Below are 22,746 nucleotides of genomic sequence, written 5' to 3' on the forward strand. Positions count from 1 at the left end.
CTCAGCCCTTCTTCTGCGCCTGTTGTTTCTGGATCCGCGCCCAGCTGTCCTTGAGCCCGACGATGCGATTGAACACCCGCTTGCCCTCGGCCGCCGCGTGGCGATCGGCGCAGAAATAGCCGATCCGCTCGAACTGATAGCGGCTTTCCGGCGCGACCTCGGCCAGGCTGGGTTCGGCGTAGCCCTCGACGACGCTCAGCGAGTCGCGGTTGAGGTGCTCGAGGAAATCGACGTCGCGATCGCGATCCGGCGCCTCGACCTGGAACAGGTTGTCGTAGAGACGCACTTCCACGGGCACCGCCTGCTCGGCGCTCACCCAGTGGATCACGCCCTTGACCTTGCGGCCTTCGGGGTTCTGGCCGAGCGTGTCGAAATCGACCGAGCAGCGCAGCTCGCTGACCTCCCCGGCCGCGTCCTTGATCACCTCGTCGCACCGAATCACGTAGGCGTTGCGCAGGCGAACCTCCTTGCCCGGCGCCAGGCGGAAGAACTTCTTCGGCGGCGCCTCCATGAAGTCGTCGGCATCGATCCAGATCTCGCGAGTCAGCGGCAGGCGCCGCGTGCCCATGTCGTCGCGGGCCGGGTGGCCGGCGACCTCGAAGACCTCGTCATGCCCCGCCGGCACATTGGTCAGCACGACCTTGAGCGGCTTGAGCACGCACATCGCCCGCGGCGCGTTGTCCTCGAGATCCGCACGAATGGCATGGTAGAGCATGGCGATGTCGACCACCCCGCCCTCGGCGCGGGTGACGCCGATCATCTCGCAGAACTTGCGGATCGAGCCCGGCGTGTAGCCCCGCCGGCGCATTCCCGAGATGGTCGGCATGCGCGGATCGTCCCAGCCATCGACGAAGCCCTGGTCGACGAGCAGCTTGAGCTTACGCTTGGAGGTCACCGTGTAGTCGAGATTCAAGCGCGCGAACTCGATCTGGCGCGGCGTGCCGGGTACGGGCAGGTTGGCCAGGAACCAGTCGTAGAGCGGCCGGTGATCCTCGAACTCCAGCGTGCAGATCGAATGGGTCACGCCCTCGATGGCATCCGACTGGCCATGCGTAAAGTCGTATGACGGGTAGATCTTCCACTTGTCGCCGGTCTGATGATGGCTGGCATGACGGATGCGATAGAGGATCGGATCACGCAGGTTGATATTGGGCGAGGCCATGTCGATCTTGGCCCGCAGCACCTTCTCGCCCTCGGCGAACTCGCCCTTGCGCATGCGCTCGAGCAGATCGAGGTTCTCGTCGGCAGAGCGATCACGATAGGGGCTCGGCCGGCCCGGCTCGGTCAGCGTGCCGCGGTAGTCGCGAATTTCGTCCGGTGACAGGTCGTCGACGTAGGCCTTGTCCTCGCGCACCAGATGCTGCGCCCAGGCATACAGTTGATCGAAATAATCCGAGGCGAAGCGCACCGGGCCGGCCCATTCAAAGCCCAGCCATTCCACATCGGCCTTGATCGCGTCGATGTAGACCTGTTCTTCCTTGGCCGGGTTGGTATCGTCGAAGCGTAGGTGGCAGTCCCCGCCGAATTGCTCGGCGATCCCGAAATTCAGGCAGATCGACTTGGCATGGCCGATGTGCAGAAAGCCGTTGGGCTCGGGGGGAAAGCGGGTAACGACCTTGTCGACCGTGCCCGCGTCGACTTCCTCGCGGATCTGGTTGCGGATGAAGTTCGGGGCGCTGGTGCTCTCAATGGTCATGGGACGTCAAGGAACCTCTTGTCTACGCGTGTGGCCATGTCGCGAACGCCGGGACGGTTTCCCGGAGCGGCTTCGCGCATCGCTCGAAAGCCGCTATTATAGCGTGACGCTCGCGCGCTTCGCCAAGGCGCCGCCAGACTGTTTCGCTCCACCCAGCCAGTTCGAGATCCCAATGATTGTATTGCATACCAATTATGGCGAGATTCATCTGCAACTCGACCATGACAAGGCGCCCAAGAGCGCGGCCAACTTCGAACAATACGTTCGTGACGGGCATTACGACGACACCCTGTTTCACCGCGTGATCAACGGCTTCATGGTTCAGGGCGGCGGCTTCGATACCGATTTCGAACAAAAGCCCACCCGCGAACCGATCGACAATGAAGCCGACAACGGGCTGAAGAATCGCAAGGGTAGCGTGGCCATGGCGCGCACCCAGGACCCGCACTCGGCCACCGCCCAGTTCTTCATCAACATCGCCGACAACGACTTCCTCGATCATCGCGGCAAGAACCTGCAAGGCTGGGGTTATTGCGTGTTCGGCGAAGTCGTCGCCGGCATGGAGGTGGTCGAGCGGATCAAGGCCGTGCCGACCACCCGACGCGGCATGCATGCCGACGTGCCCGCCGAGGACGTTATCCTCGAGCGTGCCGAAATCCGCGACTGAGGCATCTCACTCCTGCGGCCCGTCACGCGACGGGCCAATGCCTGTCCACCCGCCCGCATCGAAGGCCGTTGTCATGACGACCCTGCTGATTTCCGATCTGCATCTGCATCCCGACGAGCCCGCCATCGCACAGGGCTTCCTGGCGTACCTGCAGCGCGAGGCGCGCCACGCCGAGGCGCTGTACATCCTGGGTGACTTGTTCGAAGCCTGGATCGGCGACGACTATCAAGGGGAATTCGAGACCCGCATCCTCGAGGCGCTCAAGCGCCTGAGCGACGCCGGTACCCGGCTCTATTTCATGCACGGCAACCGCGACTTCCTGATCGGCGACGGTTTCGCCGCGGCCACCGGCGCCACCCTGCTGCCCGACCCCAGCGTGGTGGCGCTGGGCGGCGAACCAGGGGGTGAACGAACGCTGTTGATGCACGGCGACAGCCTGTGTACCCGCGATGAAGCCTACATGGCGTTTCGCGCCAAGGCACGCGATCCGCAGTGGCAGACGCAGATCCTCGCACTGCCGGTCGAACAGCGTCTGACACTGGCCAAGCAGATCCGCCAGCAATCCGGGGAGGCCAACTCCAACAAGGCCGAAGACATCATGGATGTCACGCCCGCCGAAGTGGTGCGAAGAATGGCCGAATGCGGCGTACGCACGCTGATTCACGGCCATACCCACCGCCCCGACGTGCATCGCCTGGAAGTCGACGGACAGTCCGCCCAGCGCATCGTGCTCGGCGACTGGCACAGCGACCGGGGCTGGCAGGTGCGTGTCGACGACCGGACAGCCCCGCTGCTGGAATCGTTCCCGCTATAATCCCGCCGGCATGCCGACCGCCGCCGGGCTCACGACTCGAAGGCGGCCGGGCGCGACAGCTGCTTGTCAAGCAGCGTGCGCCAGCGCAGCAATACCGGGGCATCACTCTGGGTGACCTCCTTGAGCAGGCGCCGCAGCTCGTCGCTGGCATGGCTGTCACTGGAGTCGACGACGTCCAGCCACAACTCCAGCGCGCACAGCTGATGATGCAGGTCGTCGTGCTCGCGGGCCTGTTCGAGGGCCTGCTCGGTCAATTGACGGACCGTATCGGCGGAGCGCCCCTGGCGTTGATAGACACGCGCCAGATGGATCGAAAGTTCCGGCACGAACAGCGAGCTGCGCTCGCGGGCGATCATCAGGCACTGATCCAGATAATCCTCGGCCAGCGCCAGCTCGCCCAGCGCGAAACAGGCATCGGTGTACCACAGCATCGGCCGCTGGTAGCGATCCTGCCCGGACAGCTCGGCCAGTTCCTCGAGGCTCGCCTCGATCATCGCAAGCCCCGCCCGATCGCCCGAGAGCGCCTTGTGCCAACCCAGCGCGCACTGCGCCGTCATGTGCCAGATGTGCAAATCCGGCGTGCGCGTGACCTCGAAGGCGCGCTCGGCGCGCGCGCCGGCCAGGTGCACGTGCCCCAGCTGGCGATACATCGCCGCGGCAAAGAGCAACGCCAGCGCCAGCGAACCGGGATGATTGTAGGTCTCGGCGAGCCGAATGGCGGCCTCGACCTGCCGCTCGGCGCGACGATAATCGCCCCGCAGGCACAACGACCATCCTTGATAGCAGGCCGCGGCGACCTGCGGGTGGTCGGAGAACGGCAGCCATTCGAGCATCATCGGCTGATGCAGCGGATCGATCTCCTCGAGATGCTCGTTGGCTTCGCGGACGCGCCCGGCCCAGTATTCGCAGTGCGCCCGGGCGTAGTCGGCCAGGCGGCGATAACGCGGGTCCGGCAACTGCTCGGCGATCGCCGCCATCTTCGAGGCCAGCGAGAAGGCATCGGCATGCGCGAAGCGCTGGCTGCAGCCCACCCACAGCCCCCACTTGACCAGAAAACGCTGCTCAAGTTCGGTTTCCTCGTCGGCGCAGCGGCTGCCCTCGATCAGTTCACGCGCCTTGACGAAGCTTTCGTGAGCGATCGGCGAGCCATGGCCCTCCAGGGCGAAGGCCGCCTGGCCCTTGACCGTGAGCAGGCTGATCTCGCGCTCGGCATGCCCTTCTACCTGACGCAGGCTGGCCAGCCCGGCGTCGGCCATGCGCAAGGCCGTGCGATTGGCGCTGACCTTGAGTGCCTCGCGGGCAGCCAGCTCGAAATAGCGCGCTCCCCGGGAGAAGTGCCCGCTGCGCCGCAGGTGTGTCGCGAAGTCTCCTGGATGACGACTGATCCACATCGGGAAACGCTCCTCGATCAGCCCCACCACCTGCTGATGAATGCGCGTGCGCACATCGCGCGGACAGGACAGGTAGGCGGCTTCCTGCAGCAACGGATGAGTGAACTGATACTGGTATTCGCCATGCGGCTCGCCGGCCTCGACGATCTCCAGTCGACGCATGTGCTCGAGCCCCTGACGCAGGCGCTGCTCGTCGAGGCCACTGCATTCCTGAAGAAAGTCGAGGCGGAACTGGCGCCCCAGCACCGCGGCGACATGGGCGATGTGACGATCGCCCTCGAGTTGGTCGATGCGGCCGGCCAATAGCCCGAACAAGCCGCGGGGCAGCTCGTCGACCTGCACGCTGCGCCCTTCGCGGCGATCCATGTCCAGGCGCCGGCAGATCTCCTGGAGATACAGCGGCACCCCATCGCAGCGCTCGATCAGTTGGCCGCGCAAGCGCGGACTGAGATGCAGCCGGTAACGTCGCGCCAGCTGTGAAAGCAGCCGCGAAGACTGCATGGCATCGAGCCTGTCGAGCGAGAGCTGCTGATCCCAGTGCAGCTTGACCGACAGCGGCTCGCGGCCGTGATGGCTGGCCACCATCAAAAAGGCGCTGTTGATCGGCAGACGCGCCTGCAGGCCAGCGAGCAGCTTGAGCGAAGGCTCGTCGACCCATTGCAGGTCGTCGACCATCATCACCAGCGGCTTGTCCACGGTAACCCGCTCGATCAGCCGGCGCAGCACACCCACCAGTAGATCCACCGCCTCGCCGCTTTGCGCCAGCCCCAGACTGTCGCCGTCGCTTTCCAGACCCAATGCCTGATGCAGCAGCTTGCAGGGCTCGGTGGCGTCGACGAGCCCGGCATGGCCTTGATTCACCAATACCTGATCGAAGGTGTCGACATCCAGCTTGTCCTGACAATGCCAACGCAGCAGCATGCGAGCGACGCTGAACGGCTCGAGCATCGACATGCGGGTAGTCGACTGCCAGCACAGCGATATATCCTCGCTCTGCACCAGCTGTCGGAAGCTGACCAGCAGCGCCGACTTGCCCATGCCCGAAGCGCCCTGGACGAGTATGCTCTGACGCAACCCGAGCCCGGCGCGCGCCAGCGCATCGCGCAGCTTGCGCAGCGCACTTTCGCGGCCCACCAGATCGGGCGGGGTGGCATTGCGCCCGCCCTCGTTGATGCCCAGCACCAATGCCCGCAGGCGCACCTTGCCGTCGCTCGCCATCAGCCGCGACGACAGGCGCGGTTGCAGATCGAGCGCCGGCGGCATGTGCTGGCTCGCTTCCTGGGAGATGACCAGCTCGCTGCCTTCGGCGAGGCTCATCAGATCGAGCGAACGCTGGGTGACCTGTCCCAGCGGGTCGACCAGCTGCCGCTCGGGCAGATAGATCACCCGCCCGCTATCCAACCCCGCTGCCAGTTCGAATTGCGGCAGTTTGCCCTCGCCACTCCACTGCCGGGCGATCTCCTCGGGCAGCACGCGACGGCAATGCTCGTAGAGCGCGACCAGCTCGGCAAGCTGGTGAGCCGGGCCATGGGTACCGAAACAGGCCAGCCCCAGCCCGCCCGTGGCACCCGGCAACCAGAACCCGCCCAAGTGGTTGCACTGACGTTCCAGCCAGCGCAGCAGCTCGATCTGCAGGGAAAGGCAGGCGCGCACCTCGCCGCGCTCCTCCCATTCGCCGTGCAGCCGCAGGCGAATGGCCATCACCGACAACTGCCGATGCTCGATCTCGTCGTCGCGCACCGGCTGGCTGTCGGCGGCCAGCACCCGCGAGAAAGCGCCCTGCGGCGACATCGGCTGCAGCTCGCTGGTGCTGGCATCCGACCAGTAGCGCGCCAACTGCAGTATGTTCGGTTCGGGTTGCTGGCCCGACAACGCCAGTAATTGCAGGTAAGCGTTATATTCCTCGTGGGCCGCCGCCGGTTGGCCCTGCTCGATCAACTGGCGAATCAGACCCTCGTGGAACGGCCCATAGCCGGAAAAGCGACTGACCAATGTACGCAGCAACGGATCGGGCAGCTCGTCGAGCTCCTGCAGAACCTGCTCGGCATAGGCCAGCACGCGCTGACGCCATTCACCACGGATGCGCACCAGCCAGCGCTGGTATTCGGCGCACTGGGCAAGCTGCAGCTCTTCGGCGAGATCGCCGCGGTAGAGCGTCAACAGGCGTTCGAGACGCGCGACATCCGGCGTTTCGGCAAGCAACCGCTCGATGCTGTGCAGGTCGAACTGCCAGTCGGCGGGAAGCTGGAAGGCTATGGTCTGGCGCGACACCGCCAATACCCGGTCGGCCTCGTCGCCGAGACTCTGACGCAGACAGTGCAGCGCGTGGCGCAGGTTGGTGCGCCCCGAAGACAGTCCCTGATCGGGCCACAGCAGCTCGGCCAGCGCAGCACGGTTGACGGGCTGGCACTGCAACAGCAGATGGACCAGCAGGGCCTTGACCTTGTCGTAACTGAATTGGGTGAGGGTGTCGTCACCCAGCGAAAGGGAGAAATGACCGAACAGCGTTAACTGCGCATTGACGGAAGGGGTCCGTAGCATTGTTATAGGTTCCTGCGTTGCTCTGTCGACGACAGCGAGCCCTGACAGCGTTCGTTGACTCAAGCCACGGCGGGTAGGCCGCTGTGGAAACGGAACGTCTCGTCAGGCGTTTCGATCAGCTCGCGCTCGCGATCGGCGAAGAAAGCGATACGGGATTCGATGGGACCGTCCGCGAAGCGCTGGGCCAACATCAAGTAATCCTCATAATGTCGCCCTTCCGACTTAACCAGAGAGCGATAGAACTTGGCAAGCTCGATATCCAGATGCGGAATCAGCCGAGCGAAGCGCTCGCAGCTGCGTGCCTCGATGAACGCGCCGACGATCAGCATATCGACCAGCCGCTGAGGGTCATCGCGCTTTACGTGTTGCCGCAGGCCATCGGCATAGCGCGACGCGCTGAGGTGACGATAGGGGATGCCGCGTTCCTCCATCAACTTGACGACCTGTTCGAAATGCAGCAATTCCTCCCGGGCCAGCTGCGACATCTTAATCAGCAGCAGCGGCCGATCGACATATCGGTACATCAAGCTCATCGCCGTGGACGCCGCTTTCTTTTCGCACTGCGCATGGTCGATCAGCAGCAGCGTCTGATTGGCCAACGCCGCCTCGATCCAGCCCATCGGCGTGGCACAGGGTAGAAAGGCCAGCAGTTCGGCGGGCAACAGGGCTTCCATGGAACCGTCTTGCATCGCAATCATGGGGAAGATCCCGTCGAATGAGTGAAGCCGGAATGATGCCGCCGAGCCTCGACGTGAGCCATCAGCGCCGTCGCGATCGCCTCATAGAGCTCATCGGCCGAGAGATGCAAACCTTTACCGTGGGCTTGCAATCCGTAACGCGTGATATCGCGCATCCGCCCCCGGCCGACCCGCAACAATTCCACCGCGCGCGATAGCGCCGGCTGATCCGCCCGGTGACGAATGCGATGACGCACCAGTTGCGCCTCGAGCTGCGCTTCATCGTTGACCCGCAGGTACTCGCCGGCAATCTCTACACGCCAGGCATCCAGGCGCTGCATCACCTTGCGTCGCGTTGCATCGCTGTAGACGAACCAGTCGCGGATCTCGCTCTCGTGGCGCTGACAGCCACGGCACACCGCGTCGCCCACGGTCGTCGAACAAAGCCCTACGCAGGGCGAAACAATACGTTGCGACATCAGGTCCTCCCGACAGAGGCTTCATGATAACGCGCCAGATCACGGCCAGCGACCGGTCGGCCCGATCCGAGCGCGGCCAATGCGCGTATTGCAGTGCGCCAGAACCGTCTCGCTTAACATTGTCGACAGTTTCCCGTAGAATGCGCTCGGCTCAGACAGGGCCAGAGGAAACAGAAAAAACCGCCATTTACGCAACATTCGTCACTACTTGGCCTCTCTTTTCTGCCCCGCTGGATTGCGATAATTGATGAGGGTTCCCCAACGTGCTTGAAGCCTACCGCCACCATGTCGAGGAGCGTGCTGCCGAGGGCGTACCGCCCAAGCCGCTGAATGCCGAGCAAACCGCCGCGCTGATCGAACTTCTCAAGAACCCGCCGGCCGGCGAAGAACAGTTCCTGCTCGAGCTGATCACCGATCGCGTGCCACCGGGGGTCGACGAAGCCGCCTATGTCAAGGCCGGCTTTCTGACCGCCATCGCCAAGGGCGAGGCCGAATCGCCACTGATCGACAAGGTCCATGCGGTCAAGCTGCTGGGCACCATGCAGGGCGGCTATAACATCGCCACGCTGGTGGAGTTGCTCGACGACGCCGCGCTGGCCAACGAGGCGGGCGAACAGCTCAAGCATACGCTGCTGATGTTCGATGCCTTCCATGACGTCGCCGAGCGCGCCAGAAACGGCAATGGCGTCGCCCAGGACGTACTGCAATCGTGGGCCGACGCCGAATGGTACCTGGCCAAGCCGGCGCTGGCCGAGAAGATCAGCCTGGCGGTGTTCAAGGTGCCCGGGGAAACCAACACCGACGACCTGTCGCCGGCGCCGGATGCCTGGTCGCGCCCGGATATCCCGCTGCACGCCAATGCCATGCTCAAGAACGAGCGCGAAGGTATCGTGCCCGAGGTGCCCGGCACCAAGGGTCCGCTGGCTCAGATCGACGCGGTCAAGGCCAAGGGCTTCCCGGTCGCCTATGTCGGCGACGTGGTGGGCACCGGCTCGTCGCGCAAGTCCGCCACCAACTCGGTACTGTGGTTCTTCGGCGACGACATCCGCCACGTGCCCAACAAGCGCGCCGGCGGCTTCTGCTTCGGCAGCAAGATCGCGCCGATCTTCTTCAACACCATGGAAGACGCCGGCGCCCTGCCCATCGAGATGGACGTCTCCAGGCTCGAGATGGGCGACGTCATCGACGTCTACCCCCACGAAGGCAAGGTCTGCCGTCACGACAGCGACGAGGTGATCTCGACCTTCGCGCTCAAGACCCGGGTGATTCTCGACGAAGTGCGTGCCGGCGGCCGCATCCCGTTGATCATCGGCCGCGGCCTCACCGACAAGGCGCGCAACGAGCTCGGCCTGGGTCCCTCCGATGTGTTCAAGACCCCCGAGCAGCCCGTCGACACCGGCCGCGGCTTCACCCTGGCGCAGAAGATGGTCGGCAAGGCCTGCGGCATGAACGGCGTGCGTCCCGGCATGTACTGCGAACCGAAGATGACCACCGTGGGTTCCCAGGACACCACCGGGCCGATGACCCGCGACGAGCTCAAGGACCTGGCCTGCCTGGGCTTCCAGGCCGACCTGGTGATGCAGTCGTTCTGCCATACCAGCGCCTATCCCAAGCCGGTCGACGTGGAGACCCACCACACCCTGCCCGATTTCATCATGAATCGCGGCGGCGTCTCGCTGCGTCCGGGCGACGGCATCATCCACTCGTGGCTCAACCGCATGCTGCTGCCCGACACCGTGGGCACCGGCGGCGATTCGCACACGCGCTTCCCGCTGGGCATCTCGTTCCCCGCCGGCTCGGGCCTGGTGGCCTTCGCCGCGGCGACCGGGGTGATGCCACTGGATATGCCCGAGTCGGTGCTGGTGCGCTTCAAGGGCGAGCGTCAGCCGGGCATCACGCTGCGCGATCTGGTCCATGCGATCCCCTACTACGCCATTCAGCAGGGTCTGCTGACCGTCGAGAAGTCCGGCAAGAAGAACGCCTTCTCCGGTCGTATCCTGGAAATCGAAGGGCTCGAGGACCTTACCGCCGAGCAGGCCTTCGAGCTCTCCGACGCCTCCGCCGAGCGCAGCGCGGCCGGTTGCACCATCACGCTTGCCGAGGACAGCGTGGCGGAGTACCTGAGATCCAACATCACCCTGCTCAAGTGGATGATCGATCAGGGCTACGGCGATCGCCGGACCATCGAGCGGCGCATCGCCGGGATGCAGGAATGGCTCGACTCTCCCAGCCTGATGCGTGCCGACGCCGACGCCGAGTACGCCGAGGTGATCGAGATCGATCTTGCCGAGATCACCGAACCGGTGCTCTGCGCGCCCAACGACCCCGACGACGCCCGGCTGCTCTCCGAGGTCGCCGGCGAGACCATTGACGAAGTGTTCATCGGCTCGTGCATGACCAACATCGGCCACTTCCGCGCCGCCGGCAAGCTGCTCGAGAAACTGCCAGCCGGCAGTCTCAAGACGCGCCTGTGGCTTGCACCGCCGACCAAGATGGACCAGCATCAGTTGACGGAGGAAGGGTACTACGGCATTTACGGGCGTGCCGGTGCGCGCATGGAGATGCCCGGTTGTTCGCTGTGCATGGGCAACCAGGCGCGCGTCGCGCCTAAATCGACGGTGGTTTCGACCTCGACTCGCAACTTTCCCAATCGCCTGGGCGACGGGGCGAACGTCTATCTCGCCTCGGCCGAACTGGCGGCGGTCGCCGCAGTGGTCGGACGTTTGCCGAGTGTCGAGGAATACCGCGGCTACATGGGCGAGTTCAACGCCATGGCCGGCGAAATCTACCGTTACATGAACTTCCACGAAATCGAGGAGTTCCAGAGAGCGGCATCCAACGTGATTCCGCTCGCCGAACAAGCCTGACCTTTCGATTCCGATGCTCGCAACATCGTCAATCGATGACCGAAACGCCCCGCTGTCGCGGGGCGTTTTTTATGATCTGTCGTGAGCCCGCCATTACCTTCGGTAACCATCATCGGCTTGCCATCGAACAGTGTTCGGCATAACCTTACGAGGTCTCGATCGAGCGTATGTCACCTCGCGCGTGAACCCGGCAGGACGCCATTCCCGCGAGACGACCGCCCCCGTCAAGGTGCCCTGAAAAGGCACCGGGTCGCCGTCTCGTCAGTTGCTTGAACGTGAGCATTGATCAAGGAGAACACTCGTGAAAATCAGACCGCTGCTTACCGCCTCATTGACAACCTCGGCCCTGGTCGCCGCCGCCCCCTCCGTCCTGGCAGCCGACGCCGGGGAAGGGCTCTACCTGGGCATAGGTACCGGCTTCAGCTCGCTTAAGAACGACAACGACGACGTCGACAACTTCATCGAGTCAGGCGTCGAGGATTTCGATATCGACGACGACGACACCGTCTTCAAGGGCTTCGTCGGCTACGAGTTCAATCCCTACTTCGCCACCGAAGTCTTCTATTCGGATCTGGGCAAGACCCGGCTCGAAGGCAACGACGGCGCCAACACCGATCTCGAATCCAACGCCTACGGGGTGAGTGCCGTCGGCCAGTTGCCGATCACCTCCTGGTTCACCGCCTTCGCCAAGGCCGGGATCGCCAAGTGGGAGACCGACGTCGACGGCAACCTCGGTGGACTGAGCGCCGATCTCGAGGACCAGGATGGCACCGATCCAGTCTACGGCGTCGGCGCGCAGCTCAACTTCGATCCGTTCCTGGTGAGGACCGAGTACGAACGCTACGACTTCGACAGCGATTACAAGATCGACACCCTCACCGCTTCCGTGGGCTGGCGCTTCTGACCACGGTCTGCCAGACATAACGCCGGGATTCGTTCCCGGCGTTTCTCGTTGGAGATCGGCTTGATTGCCAGCCGGTATCGGCGATGCCATCCTTGCCGCATGCCTGACAACGATTCGACACTGACACCGCGCGGGCTGATCACCGCGGCGGGGCTCTCATTGCGCGAGCATTGGCGGCCACTGGTCGCCTTTCATCTGTTCTTCACGCTACTCGCCACTACCCTGTTGCTCCCGGCCGGGGCCTCGACACTGACCGCCCTGCTCGGCCAGGTCGGTCGCCCGGTGCTGACCGGCTCGCAACTGCTCGACACCGTCCTGTCCGCCTCCGGCCTGGTCTGGCTGCTGGGCGCAATCGGTTTCACCACGCTGCTGCTCAGCCTGCAGCAGGCCGGCATGCTGCTGGTCGCGGCGCGCCCTTCGGGCTATCGCTATCGCCTGGCCCTGGATGCCTTGTGGAGCGTGTTCCGCCGGCTACCCGGGATCGTCGCGCTGACGCTGATCCAGGTGGGTATCCAGTTGGCGATCGCCCTGCCGCTCCTGTTGCTGCTGAGCGCGCTCTATCAATGGTTGCTCGGCGACATGGAGAGTTACTACATCACGCAGGTCAAGCCACCGGCGCTGTGGCAATTTCTGGCTGCGGCCAGCCTACCGGCGCTGATCTGGTTGTTCAGTGCACTGCACGCCTACCTGCGCTGGTCACTGGCACTGCCGAGCCTGATCCTCGAGGACCTGGGCCCACTTGCCGCCCTGCGTCGCAGCCGGGCCCTGACCTACCGCCGGCTGCGGCGGCTGGCGCTGCCGGTCGGCTTGCCGCTGTTGCTGATTCTCACCCTGCCGGTGCTCGCCTCGGCGCTGTTCGACACGCTGGCGACTCCGTTACTGCTGTGGCTGCCCGAGCGGGTCGCCGTGCTGCTGCCGGCGATGCTCGGCTACCTGACCCTGTACGCGCTGCTGACCCTGGCGGTGACATTCATCGGCGTCGCCGTCAATAGCCTGGTGATCGGCTGCATCTATCTACGCCTGGCGCATCGCCGGCCGCGTCCGCCGGCGCCCACGCCGCACGATCACCCGGCCTGGGTCGCCTGGGGTGCCGAATTGCTGGTGCTGGCGTTCGCCGCCAGCCAGGCTTTTTTCGTGCTCAACAGCTTCACACTGCGCGACGACGTGACCATCACCGCCCATCGCGGCAGCTCGACCGTCGCCCCCGAGAATACGCTGGCGGCCTTCGAGCAGGCGATCGACGACGGCGCCGACTATATCGAGCTCGACGTCCGACTGAGCGCCGACGGCCAGGTGGTGGTGGCTCACGACGACAGTCTTCAGCGGCTGGTCGGACTCGATGAACGGCTCAGCGAGATGACGCTCGAGGCGATCCGCGCGGTCGATGTGGGCAGCTGGTTCGGCGATGGTTTCGTCGGTCAGGGCATCCCCACCCTGGCGGAGGTCCTGCAACTGTCACGCGGTCGCATCAAGCTCTATATCGAGCTCAAGCCGCTCGGCGACAACGCCGAGCGGCTGGCGGACGCGGTACTCGCTCAGCTCCCGCGTCAGCGCTACGATCAGTTCGTGCTGGCTTCGCTGTCGCCCGCGGCGATCCGCGCGGTCGAACGCCGCGAGCCGACGCTGCGCACCACGCTGTTCGCCCAGTTCGTGGTCCGTGGCGGCCTGAATCTGGGCGACATCGATGCGCTGGGCTTGCGCTACAACCGCATCAGCGAGGATCTCGCCGATGCCATCCATCGCCGCGGCTACGCATTGCACGCCTGGACGGTCAACGGCCGGGCGCAGATGTCGCGGCTGATCGATCTCGGCGTCGATAACATCATCACCGACCGTCCGGCGCTGCTCGCCGAGGTGCTGGCCGAGCGCCACGAGCTCAGCGATGGCGAACTGCTGCTGCTCAAGCTGCGCAACTGGCTGCACTTCTGAGCCCCAACGCAAATCTTAGTCTGAGTGCGATACAGGACCTGGAAACGTCAGCCGCAACCGACGCCGCCCGGCACGTTGCGTGACGTGCCGGGCGGCGTCAGCGCTGGAGCGGTCGCTCAGGCCAGCGTCTCGCCGGCCAGCATGAACCAGGTCTCGAGCACCGCGTCCGGGTTCAGCGATACCGAATCGATACCCTGCTCCATCAGCCACTTGGCCAGGTCGGGATGATCCGACGGCCCCTGGCCGCAGATTCCCACGTACTTGCCCTGCTCGCGGCAGGCGGCGATAGCCATCGCCAGCAGCTTCTTGACCGCCGGATCGCGCTCCTCGAACAGATGGGCGACGATCCCCGAGTCCCGATCCAGGCCCAGCGTCAGCTGAGTCAGGTCGTTTGAGCCGATCGAGAAGCCATCGAAGTACTGAAGAAAATCCTCGGCCAGCAAGGCATTGGTCGGCAGCTCGCACATCATGATGATGCGCAGCCCGCGATCGCCGCGCTTCAGGCCGTTGGCCTCGAGCAGCTCGACCACCTGGCGGCCTTCGTCCGGGGTGCGCACGAACGGCACCATGATCTCGACATTGTCGAGGCCCATCTCGTCGCGCACCCGCTTGAGCGCCTGGCATTCGAGCTCGAAACATGGCCGGAACGTCTCGGAGATGTAGCGCGACGCGCCGCGGAAGCCGAGCATCGGATTTTCCTCGCCAGGCTCGTAGAGCTTGCCGCCGATCAGATTCTCGTATTCGTTGGACTTGAAGTCCGACAGCCGCACGATCACCGGCTTGGGATAGAACGACGCCGCCAGCGTCGAGATGCCCTCGACCAGCTTGTCGACGTAAAAGGTCACTGGATCGCGATAGCCGGCAGTGCGCACGTCGATGATCTGCTGCAGATCGGCAGGCAGCCGGTCGTACTCCATCAGCGCCTTGGGATGCACGCCGATCATGCGATTGATGATGAATTCGAGCCGCGCCAGGCCGACGCCGGCATTGGGCAGGCTGGCGAAGTTGAAGGCGCGGTCGGGGTTGCCGACGTTCATCATGATCTTGAACGGCAGATCGGGCATGCTGTCGACGCTGGTGGTCGTGCAGTCGTAGTCGAGCAACCCGTCGTAGACGTGCCCGGTATCGCCCTCGGCGCACGACACGGTGACCTCGCGGCCGTCCTCGAGCACGTCGGTGGCATCGCCGCAGCCGACTACCGCCGGGATGCCCAGTTCGCGGGCGATGATCGCCGCGTGACAGGTACGCCCGCCGCGGTTGGTGACGATCGCCGAGGCGCGCTTCATTACCGGCTCCCAGTCGGGATCGGTCATGTCGGTGACCAGGATGTCGCCGTTATTGACCTTGTCCATCTGCGCCGAGGTCTCGATGACCTTGATCGCCCCGCGGCCGATACGCTGGCCGATCGCCCGGCCGGAGATCAGCAGCCGGCCCTTCTCCTTGAGCTGGAAGCGCTCGAGCTTGCCGCCCTGCTGGTTGGAAACCACGGTTTCCGGGCGCGCCTGGACGATGTACAGCTTGCCGTCGTCGCCGTCGCGGGCCCATTCGATATCCATCGGCCGGCCGTAGTGCTGCTCGATGGTCACCGCCTGGCGCGCCAACGCCATCACCGCCTCGTCGTCGATGCAGAAACGTGCCCGATCGGCGGGAGCGACGTCGACGGTCTGCACCGACTTGCCCGCCGAGGCGTCCTCGGTGTAGGTCATCTTGATCAGCTTGGAGCCCAGCGTGCGGCGCAGCACCGCAGGCCGGCCTGCGGCCAGCGTCGACTTGTGAACGTAGAACTCGTCGGGATTGACCGCGCCCTGCACCACGGTCTCGCCCAGCCCCCAGGAGCCGGTGATGAACACCGCATCGCGGTAGCCGGATTCGGTATCCAGGGTGAACATCACGCCGCTGGCGCCAGTCTCGGAACGCACCATCTTCTGGATGCCCGCCGATAGCGCGACCTGGTCGTGATCGAAGCCGCGATGCACGCGATAGGAAATCGCGCGGTCGTTGAACAGCGAGGCGAACACCTCGTGAACCGCCCGCTTGACGTTGTCGAAGCCCTCGATATTGAGAAAGGTCTCCTGCTGGCCGGCGAACGAGGCGTCGGGCAGGTCCTCGGCGGTCGCCGACGAGCGCACCGCGACCTTCAAGTTGCTGTGACGCGACTCGAGTTCGCGATAGGCGTCACGCAGCGCCGCCTCGAATTCCGGCGGCAGCGGCGTATCGATCACCCACTGGCGTATCTCGCCGCCCACGCGCACCAGTTCGTTGACATCGTCGACGTCGAGACGCACCAGCGCTTGATTGATACGCTCGTTGAGCCCCTCATGGGCCAGGAACTGGCGATAGGCGAATGCGGTGGTGGCGAAGCCGCCGGGCACCGTGACGCCAGCGCCGGCCAGGTTGGAAATCATTTCGCCCAGCGAAGCGTTCTTGCCGCCCACCCGCTCGACATCGTCCATACCGAGACTATCGAACCATTCGATATAGTGTTCCAAGAGAGGTCCCCTCGTTTCGGTCCATGGCGCCTGGGCGCCGAATGCGCCATCCTGGCAGATGTCAGCACCCTACCAAGCGAAGGTCGTATTCGCCATTAGTCTAATAGCGAAGTCACTGGAGTATTTTTACAACATTGCCGCTTTTCACCCTCCTTCCTGTAGTCGGCGGCTTGTCGCGCCGACGTCGAGCATCGACAATGCAGCGAACCGTCATAGTCCACTACCCGCGAGAAAACCGGCATGTCCCGCACCGCCTTCTTCATCTCCGACGGCACCGGCATCACCGCCGAGACCCTGGGCCGCAGCCTGCTGGCCCAGTTCGAGAGCCTCGAAATCAAGATGATCACCAAGCCGTACATCGACAGCACCGAGAAGGCCCACAAGCTCGCCGAGGTGATCGCCGCCACTGCGGCGCGCGATGGCGAGACGCCGATCATCATCGATACCATCGTCGATCAGACCATCCGCGACATCATCAGCCGCGTGCCGGGCTTCAAGGTCGACGTCTTCACCACCTTCCTGGCGCCGCTCGAGGCGGAGCTCAAGGTCCACTCCTCCTACTCGGTGGGACGCACCCACGCCATCGGTCGCGACGACATCTACATGCATCGCATCGACTCGGTGCACTTCGCGCTGGACAACGACGATGGCGCGCGCACCCAGCACTACGACAGCGCCGACGTGATCCTGACCGGCGTATCGCGCTGCGGCAAGACGCCGACCTCGCTCTATCTGGCGCTGCAGTTCGGCATCCGCGCGGCCAACTACCCGCTGACCGAGGACGACCAGGACGAGGACGGCAATCTCAAGATGCCGGCCGCCCTGGCGCCCTATCGCCACAAGTTGTTCGGCCTGACCATCGACCCGCGCCGGCTGGCGGCGATCCGCAGCGAGCGCCGGCCCAACAGCCGCTACTGCTCGATCGATCAGTGCCTGCAGGAAATCCAGCAGGCCGAGGCGCTGTATCGCCGCTATCACATCCCCTACATCGACACCACGCGCTTCTCGATCGAGGAGATTTCCACCCAGCTGATCGCCGAGACCGGTCTGCAGCGGCGCTTCAGTCCGCGCTGAAGGCCTGGATGCCGGTCTGGCAGCGCCCCAGGATCAGCGCGTGGATGTCGTGGGTGCCCTCGTAGGTGTTGACCGCCTCCAGGTTCATCAGATGGCGAATCACGTGGTACTCGTCGCTGACTCCGTTGCCGCCGTGCATGTCGCGGGCCTGGCGGGCGATGTCCAGCGCCTTGCCGGCATTGTTGCGCTTGATAAGCGAGATCGCCTCGGGGATCAACTGGCCCGCGTCGATCAGTTGGCCGACCCGCAGCGCCGCCTGCAGGCCCAGCGTGATCTCGGTCTGCATGTCGGCAAGCTTCTTCTGGATCAACTGGTTGGCGGCCAGCGGCCGGCCGAACTGATGACGCGCCAAGGTATAGTCGCGCGCCGCCTGCCAGCAGAACTCGGCGGCGCCCATACTGCCCCAGGCGATGCCGAAACGCGCCCGATTGAGGCATGAGAACGGCCCCTTGAGCCCACTGACGTTCGCCAGGCAGGCGCCGTCGTCGACCTGCACGTCCTGCAGCACGATCTGGCCGGTGCTCGAGGCACGCAGACTGAACTTGCCCTCGATCGCCGGCGTCGACAGCCCCGGCGTGCCGCGTTCGAGCACGAAGCCGCGCAGCCGGCCGTCGTCGTCCTTGGCCCACACCACGAACACGTCGGCGACCGGGGCGTTGGTAATCCAGGTCTTGCTGCCATCGAGACGCCAGCCGCCCTCGATCCGCCGGGCGCGAGTCGCCATGCCGTTGGGGTCGGACCCGTGATCGGGCTCGGTGAGCCCGAAACAGCCGATCCACTCGCCGCTGACCAGCCGCGGCAGATAACGCTCGCGCTGGGCCTCGCTGCCGAAGGCGTGAATCGGATAGATCACCAGGCTCGACTGCACGCTCAATGCGCTGCGATAACCGGAATCGACGCGCTCCACCTCGCGGGCGATCAGGCCATAGCTGACGTAATCGAGCCCCGCCGCGCCATGGCCCTCGAGTGTCGCGCCGAGCAGTCCCAGGGCACCCATCTCGGTCATGATCGAAGGGTCGAAACGCTCGTGGCGATTGGCCTCGAGTATTCGCGGCATCAAGCGCTGCTGGCAGTAATCGTGGGCGGTGCGCTGGACCTGGCGCTGCGCATCGCTCAGCTGCGCCGACAGGCACAGCGGATCGCGCCAATCGACGGGGGTCGTAGCGGCCATCGGAGTCTCCTTTGAAGCCGGCTTCAGTGTCTTTGCAGGGCCGATTCCTGGCTGGCGGCCAGCAAGCCCTCGGCGATGCGCCGCTCGGTCGCTTCGTCGACCAACAGGCCCACCAGGTGCAGCGCAAAGCCCATTGCCGTTGCCGGGCCCTGGCTGGTCAACAGCCGACCGTCCTCGACCACCGGGTGCTGCGAGAGATGGCCTCCGGCATCGACCAGCGACCCTTGAAAGGCCGGGAAGCCGGTGACCATGTAGCCGCGCACCAGGTCGTGGGCAGCCAGCGCCACCCCGGGAGCGGCACAGATGGCGGCTATCCAGGCGTCGCGCCGGCGTTGGCGCTTAAGCAGCGCCGTCAGCGCCTCGCTGTCGCGCAGACGCTCGGCGCCGGGCATGCCGCCCGGCAACACGATGGCATCGAATTCGCTCTCGGGGTCGATCGCGGATAGACACTTGTCGGCGACCAATCGGGTGCCGCGCGCCAGCGTCACGCTGACATCGCTCATCACCGAGGCCACGCTGACCGTGATGTCGGCGCGCCGCAATACATCGATCAGGGTCACGGTCTCGATATCTTCGCTGCCATCGGCGACCGCGAGCAGTACCAGGGGCATCACGCTACCTCCTCGGCTTCAGGGTGGTTTGTCGGCCGGCGGCCTCCCCTCAGCATAGAAGCCCATCAGCGCCTATCAATGCGCATCGCTCCCGCAGCCATTTATGCCATCACCCCTTGTCGTCCCCTTCCCGGTCAGCGTCGCTATCGCCGGCACGATAGAAGCGCTGGATGCTCGAGAAGTCGAGCCGCCCGTTGCCCTGCGATGCGTGCAACGCATACAGGTTGCGGGCCTGGGCACCCATCGGAATCGCCGCGCGGGATTCCAGCGCCAGCGTCGTCGCCAGCCCCAGGTCCTTGCCCATCAGGTCGACCAGGAACCCGCCCTGATAGCCGTTGGAAGCCGGCGTCTGTTCCATCACCCCCGGCCAGGGATTGTAGACGTTGAGCGCCCAGTTGCCGCCCGAGCTCTGCTTCATGATCTCCGAGAGCACCGCTGGATCGAGGCCATTGCCGACCCCCAGCGCCAGCGCCTCGGCGGTGCCGCTCATCAGGATGCCCAGCAGCATGTTGTTGCACAGCTTGGCGACCTGTCCGGCGCCGCTGGCGCCGGCGTGGAAGATGTTCTTGCCCATCGCCTCGAGCAGTGGTCGGGCCTGGACGTAAGCCTCGGCGCTGCCGCCGACGATGAAGGTCAGGGTGCCGGCCCGGGCGCCGCCGACGCCCCCCGACACCGGCGCGTCGAGATAGCTCAGGCCGCGTGCCGCGGCGGCCTCGGCGACGGTTCGCGCATCGTCGGGCGCGATGGTCGAGGCATCGATCAGCAGCGGTTTGCCATCGAGCGCATCGAGCAGACCCGGCGCGTCGCCACCCAGGTAGAGGCTGCGCACATGGGCGCCGGCCGGCAGCATCGAGATCACCACCTCGACGCCGCGGGCGGCCTCGCTGGCCGAGGAGGCGCGACGCGCACCGGCCTGCTCCAAAGTCTGCATGGCGGATTCGACCAGGTCGTAGACCGTCACCTCGAAGCCGGCCTTGATCAGGTTCTCGGCCATCGGCGCGCCCATGTTGCCCAGCCCGATAAAGGCGACTTTCATGCTCGTCATAACTGTGCTCCTGTGTTTGTTGTTGTTAACGACGGCCGTGTTGATCCGGCCTCAAAGATCGCGCAGCGGATGCTCCGCGGGCGACCAGAGCGGCGCCAGAAAGTCGTCGACAGCCGACGACGGGACGCTGGCCACGTCGGGATACGACCAGCGCGGCGTCTTGTCCTTGTCGATCAGCAGCGCCCGCACGCCCTCGGCGAGATCGGCATGCCGCGTGCATTGCACCGACAGGTTGAGCTCGTCGCGGAAGGTATCGGCAAGGCTCGAGTGACGGTGGCGTTCGCGCATGCGCCAGATCAGATGGGCGGTGATCGGGCAGCCCTCCGCCAGACGCCGGCGATTGGCGGCCAGCCAGGGATCGTCGCGTCCGTCGTCGAGGATGCGCCGCACCGCGCCGGCGACGTGGGGCACCCCGACCAGGTTCTGGATGACATCGAACTGCCTTAGCAGTGGACTTTCGGGCGCCTGACTGCGCGCCTCGAAATCCGCCAGTATCTCGCCCACGGCGTTCGGGCGGGCAAGTTCGCCCTGCTGCAGGGCGGCGATCAGCGCTTCACGTCGCTCGCGGGGAATGAAGCGGTCGGCCAGCCCCGCCAGCAAGGCATCGCGGGCGTTCAACTGGGCACCGGTCAGTCCCAGGTAGGCGCCCAGCCCACTGGGCATGCGGCTCAGAAACCAGCTGGCGCCGATATCGGGATACAGCCCGATGGTGATCTCGGGCATGGCGATGCGCGAGGTTTCGGTGACCACCCGCTCGCTGCCACCAGCCATCAGCCCCAGGCCACCGCCCAGGATGATGCCGTCGCCCCATACGATCAGCGGCTTGGGATAGCGGTGGATACGGTAGTCGAGGCGGTACTCGGCACTGAAGTAGCGCGTGGCGAAATCCGCATCGCGCGCACCGGCGGTATCGCGCATGGCGCGGTACAGCGCGACAACATCGCCGCCGGCGCAGAACGCCTTGTCGCCCGCGCCCTCGAGCCATACCGCGGCGACCGATGGGTCGTCGGCCCATTGTTCCAGACGCGCCAGCAACCCCTCGATCATCGCCAGCGACAAGGCGTTGAGCGAGCGCGGCGCATTGAGCGTGGCCACCCCGATGCGCCGCTCGTCGCGGGTCGGCCACGTGTCGAAAAGCACGGCATCCTCGGTCATGATCCGGCGTCTCCGGTTGGTTGTAATCTCGGCGAAGCGAGCGCGTCAGCGCTCATTGCAGCAGCTCGACGACGCCCGGCTCGAACAGCCGGCGCGCGGCGATCAGGCGCATGATCTCGTTGGTTCCCTCGAGGATCTGGTGAACGCGGGTGTCGCGCACCAGCCGCTCGAGCGGGTATTCCCGGATGTAGCCATAACCGCCGTGCAGCTGCAGGGCGTCGTTGCAGACCTGGAAACCGATGTCGGTAGCCAGGCGCTTGGCCATCGCGCAGTGGGCCGGCGCCTGGGGATCGCCGCGATCGAGTTGCCAGGCGGCATGGCGCACCATCAGCCGGGCGCTGAGCAGCTCGCTGGCCATGTCGGCGAACTTGAACTGCAGAGCCTGGAACGTCGCCAGTTCGCGGCCGAACTGCTTACGCTGCTGAAGATAGTCGCGGGACAGCGTCAGCGCCTGCTGGGCCGCGCCCAGCGAGCAGCTGGCGATATTCAGACGCCCGCCATCGAGCCCCTTCATCGCCAGCTTGAAGCCCTCGCCCTCCTCGCCCAGCCGGTTGCCGGCGGGCACCCGTACGTCGTCGAAACTGACCAGCCGGGTCGGCTGGCTCTTCCAGCCCATCTTCTCCTCGTTCTTGCCGTACTCGATCCCCGCGCTGTCGGCGGGCACCAGGAAGGTCGAGATGCCCGCCGCGCCGGAATCCGCCGCCCCGGTACGCGCCATCACTACCAGCACGTCGGTGGCGCCGGCGCCGGAGATGAACATCTTGCTGCCGGTCAGTCGGTATTCGTCGCCGTCGCGTACCGCCCGGGTCGTCAGGCTGGCGGCATCGGAGCCGGCGCCGGGTTCAGTCAGGCAGTAGGAGGCCAGCCGCTCGCCGCTGACCAGGCGCTCGATCCAGCTCTCGCGCAGCGCCTCGTTGCCCCAGCTGGCGATCATCCAGGTCGCCATGTTGTGAATCGTCAGGTAGGCGGTGGTCGACACGCACCCCTGGGCGAGCTGCTCGAAGATCAGCGCGGCGTCGAGGCGCGACAGCCCCAGCCCGCCACGCGCCTCGTCGATGTAGATGGCCAGAAAGCCGGCCTCGCCGGCGCGGCGGATGACCTCCACGGGAAAGTGCGCGGTGGCGTCCCACTCGGCGGCGTGCGCAGCGAGCTCGGCCTGGGCGAAGTCGGCAGCGGCCTGCTGCAGGGCACGTTGGTCGTCACTCAGGGCGAAGTCCATGAGCGGTATTCCTCGGC

Annotated in this window: 16 protein-coding genes; 6 read left to right on the top strand and 10 right to left on the bottom strand. The window is 65.3% G+C overall.

Annotation, left to right across the window (positions count from 1 at the left end):
* Window position 1: 1 nt before the first annotated feature.
* Complete coding sequence (locus HALZIN_RS0108385) at window positions 2-1,696, bottom strand: glutamine--tRNA ligase/YqeY domain fusion protein (protein ID WP_031383775.1); 1,695 nt, start codon at window positions 1,694-1,696, stop codon at window positions 2-4.
* A 172-nt stretch (window positions 1,697-1,868) separates the two neighbouring features.
* Between HALZIN_RS0108385 and HALZIN_RS0108390 the strand changes: the two genes are divergently transcribed.
* Both HALZIN_RS0108390 and HALZIN_RS0108395 read left to right on the top strand, forming a co-directional pair.
* The gene (locus HALZIN_RS0108390) at window positions 1,869-2,363 is read left to right on the top strand and encodes a peptidylprolyl isomerase (protein WP_031383776.1); all 495 of its coding nucleotides are present in this window, start codon (window positions 1,869-1,871) and stop codon (window positions 2,361-2,363) included.
* A gap of 73 nt (window positions 2,364-2,436) precedes the next feature.
* Window positions 2,437-3,177, top strand: coding sequence for a UDP-2,3-diacylglucosamine diphosphatase (locus HALZIN_RS0108395; RefSeq protein ID WP_031383777.1), 741 nt, complete (start codon window positions 2,437-2,439; stop codon window positions 3,175-3,177).
* Window positions 3,178-3,206: 29 nt separating this feature from the next.
* On the opposite strand, the gene HALZIN_RS0108400 is transcribed toward HALZIN_RS0108395, so the two are convergent.
* From HALZIN_RS0108400 to HALZIN_RS0108410, 3 genes are read right to left on the bottom strand one after another with little or no spacing between them, the layout of a single operon-like run.
* Window positions 3,207-7,109: an ATP-binding protein gene (locus HALZIN_RS0108400; protein ID WP_031383778.1), complete on the bottom strand. Its 3,903-nt coding sequence runs from the start codon at window positions 7,107-7,109 to the stop codon at window positions 3,207-3,209.
* Between the two features lie 59 nt (window positions 7,110-7,168).
* Window positions 7,169-7,807 carry a MiaE family protein gene (locus tag HALZIN_RS0108405; protein WP_031383779.1) on the bottom strand — a complete coding sequence of 213 codons (639 nt, stop codon included), beginning with the start codon at window positions 7,805-7,807 and terminating at the stop codon, window positions 7,169-7,171.
* Window positions 7,804-8,265 carry a DUF1289 domain-containing protein gene (locus HALZIN_RS0108410; RefSeq protein ID WP_051907445.1) on the bottom strand — a complete coding sequence of 154 codons (462 nt, stop codon included), beginning with the start codon at window positions 8,263-8,265 and terminating at the stop codon, window positions 7,804-7,806. The genes HALZIN_RS0108405 and HALZIN_RS0108410 overlap by 4 nt, the downstream gene beginning before the upstream one ends.
* A 263-nt stretch (window positions 8,266-8,528) precedes the next feature.
* Here HALZIN_RS0108410 and acnB point away from each other — a divergent pair, with 263 nt between their 5' ends.
* The 3 genes from acnB (at window position 8,529) to HALZIN_RS0108425 (ending at window position 13,965) form a co-directional block, all read left to right on the top strand.
* A complete protein-coding gene (gene acnB / locus HALZIN_RS0108415; RefSeq protein WP_031383781.1) occupies window positions 8,529-11,132 on the top strand; it encodes a bifunctional aconitate hydratase 2/2-methylisocitrate dehydratase in 2,604 nt (867 codons plus the stop codon).
* 301 nt (window positions 11,133-11,433) lie between these two features.
* Window positions 11,434-12,036 (top strand): porin family protein, encoded by a 603-nt coding sequence (locus tag HALZIN_RS0108420; RefSeq protein ID WP_150113099.1) that lies wholly within the window; start codon window positions 11,434-11,436, stop codon window positions 12,034-12,036.
* Window positions 12,037-12,135: 99 nt separating this feature from the next.
* On the top strand, window positions 12,136-13,965 hold the full coding sequence (locus HALZIN_RS0108425; RefSeq protein WP_051907446.1) for a glycerophosphodiester phosphodiesterase: 1,830 nt from the start codon (window positions 12,136-12,138) through the stop codon (window positions 13,963-13,965).
* A 116-nt stretch (window positions 13,966-14,081) separates the two neighbouring features.
* On the opposite strand, the gene ppsA is transcribed toward HALZIN_RS0108425, so the two are convergent.
* A complete protein-coding gene (gene ppsA, locus HALZIN_RS0108430; RefSeq protein ID WP_031383784.1) occupies window positions 14,082-16,454 on the bottom strand; it encodes a phosphoenolpyruvate synthase in 2,373 nt (790 codons plus the stop codon).
* 240 nt (window positions 16,455-16,694) lie between these two features.
* Between ppsA and ppsR the strand changes: the two genes are divergently transcribed.
* A complete protein-coding gene (gene ppsR, locus HALZIN_RS0108435; protein ID WP_031383785.1) occupies window positions 16,695-17,528 on the top strand; it encodes a posphoenolpyruvate synthetase regulatory kinase/phosphorylase PpsR in 834 nt (277 codons plus the stop codon).
* Here ppsR and HALZIN_RS0108440 read toward each other — a convergent pair.
* From HALZIN_RS0108440 to HALZIN_RS0108460, 5 genes are all read right to left on the bottom strand, one after another.
* Window positions 17,515-18,699, bottom strand: coding sequence for an acyl-CoA dehydrogenase (locus HALZIN_RS0108440; RefSeq protein ID WP_031383786.1), 1,185 nt, complete (start codon window positions 18,697-18,699; stop codon window positions 17,515-17,517). The two genes, ppsR and HALZIN_RS0108440, sit on opposite strands and share 14 nt — an antisense overlap.
* Before the next feature lie 23 nt (window positions 18,700-18,722).
* A complete protein-coding gene (locus HALZIN_RS0108445; RefSeq protein ID WP_031383787.1) occupies window positions 18,723-19,310 on the bottom strand; it encodes a DJ-1 family glyoxalase III in 588 nt (195 codons plus the stop codon).
* 109 nt (window positions 19,311-19,419) lie between these two features.
* Entirely contained in the window at window positions 19,420-20,400 is a 981-nt protein-coding gene (mmsB, locus tag HALZIN_RS0108450) for a 3-hydroxyisobutyrate dehydrogenase (protein WP_328286639.1), read from the bottom strand.
* A 6-nt stretch (window positions 20,401-20,406) separates the two neighbouring features.
* On the bottom strand, window positions 20,407-21,510 hold the full coding sequence (locus HALZIN_RS0108455) for an enoyl-CoA hydratase/isomerase family protein (protein WP_031383789.1): 1,104 nt from the start codon (window positions 21,508-21,510) through the stop codon (window positions 20,407-20,409).
* Between the two features lie 52 nt (window positions 21,511-21,562).
* Window positions 21,563-22,729, bottom strand: coding sequence for an acyl-CoA dehydrogenase family protein (locus HALZIN_RS0108460; protein ID WP_031383790.1), 1,167 nt, complete (start codon window positions 22,727-22,729; stop codon window positions 21,563-21,565).
* Between the last annotated feature and the right edge of the window lie 17 nt (window positions 22,730-22,746).

It is taken from the genome of Halomonas zincidurans B6 (assembly GCF_000731955.1).
GTDB lineage: Bacteria > Pseudomonadota > Gammaproteobacteria > Pseudomonadales > Halomonadaceae > Modicisalibacter > Modicisalibacter zincidurans.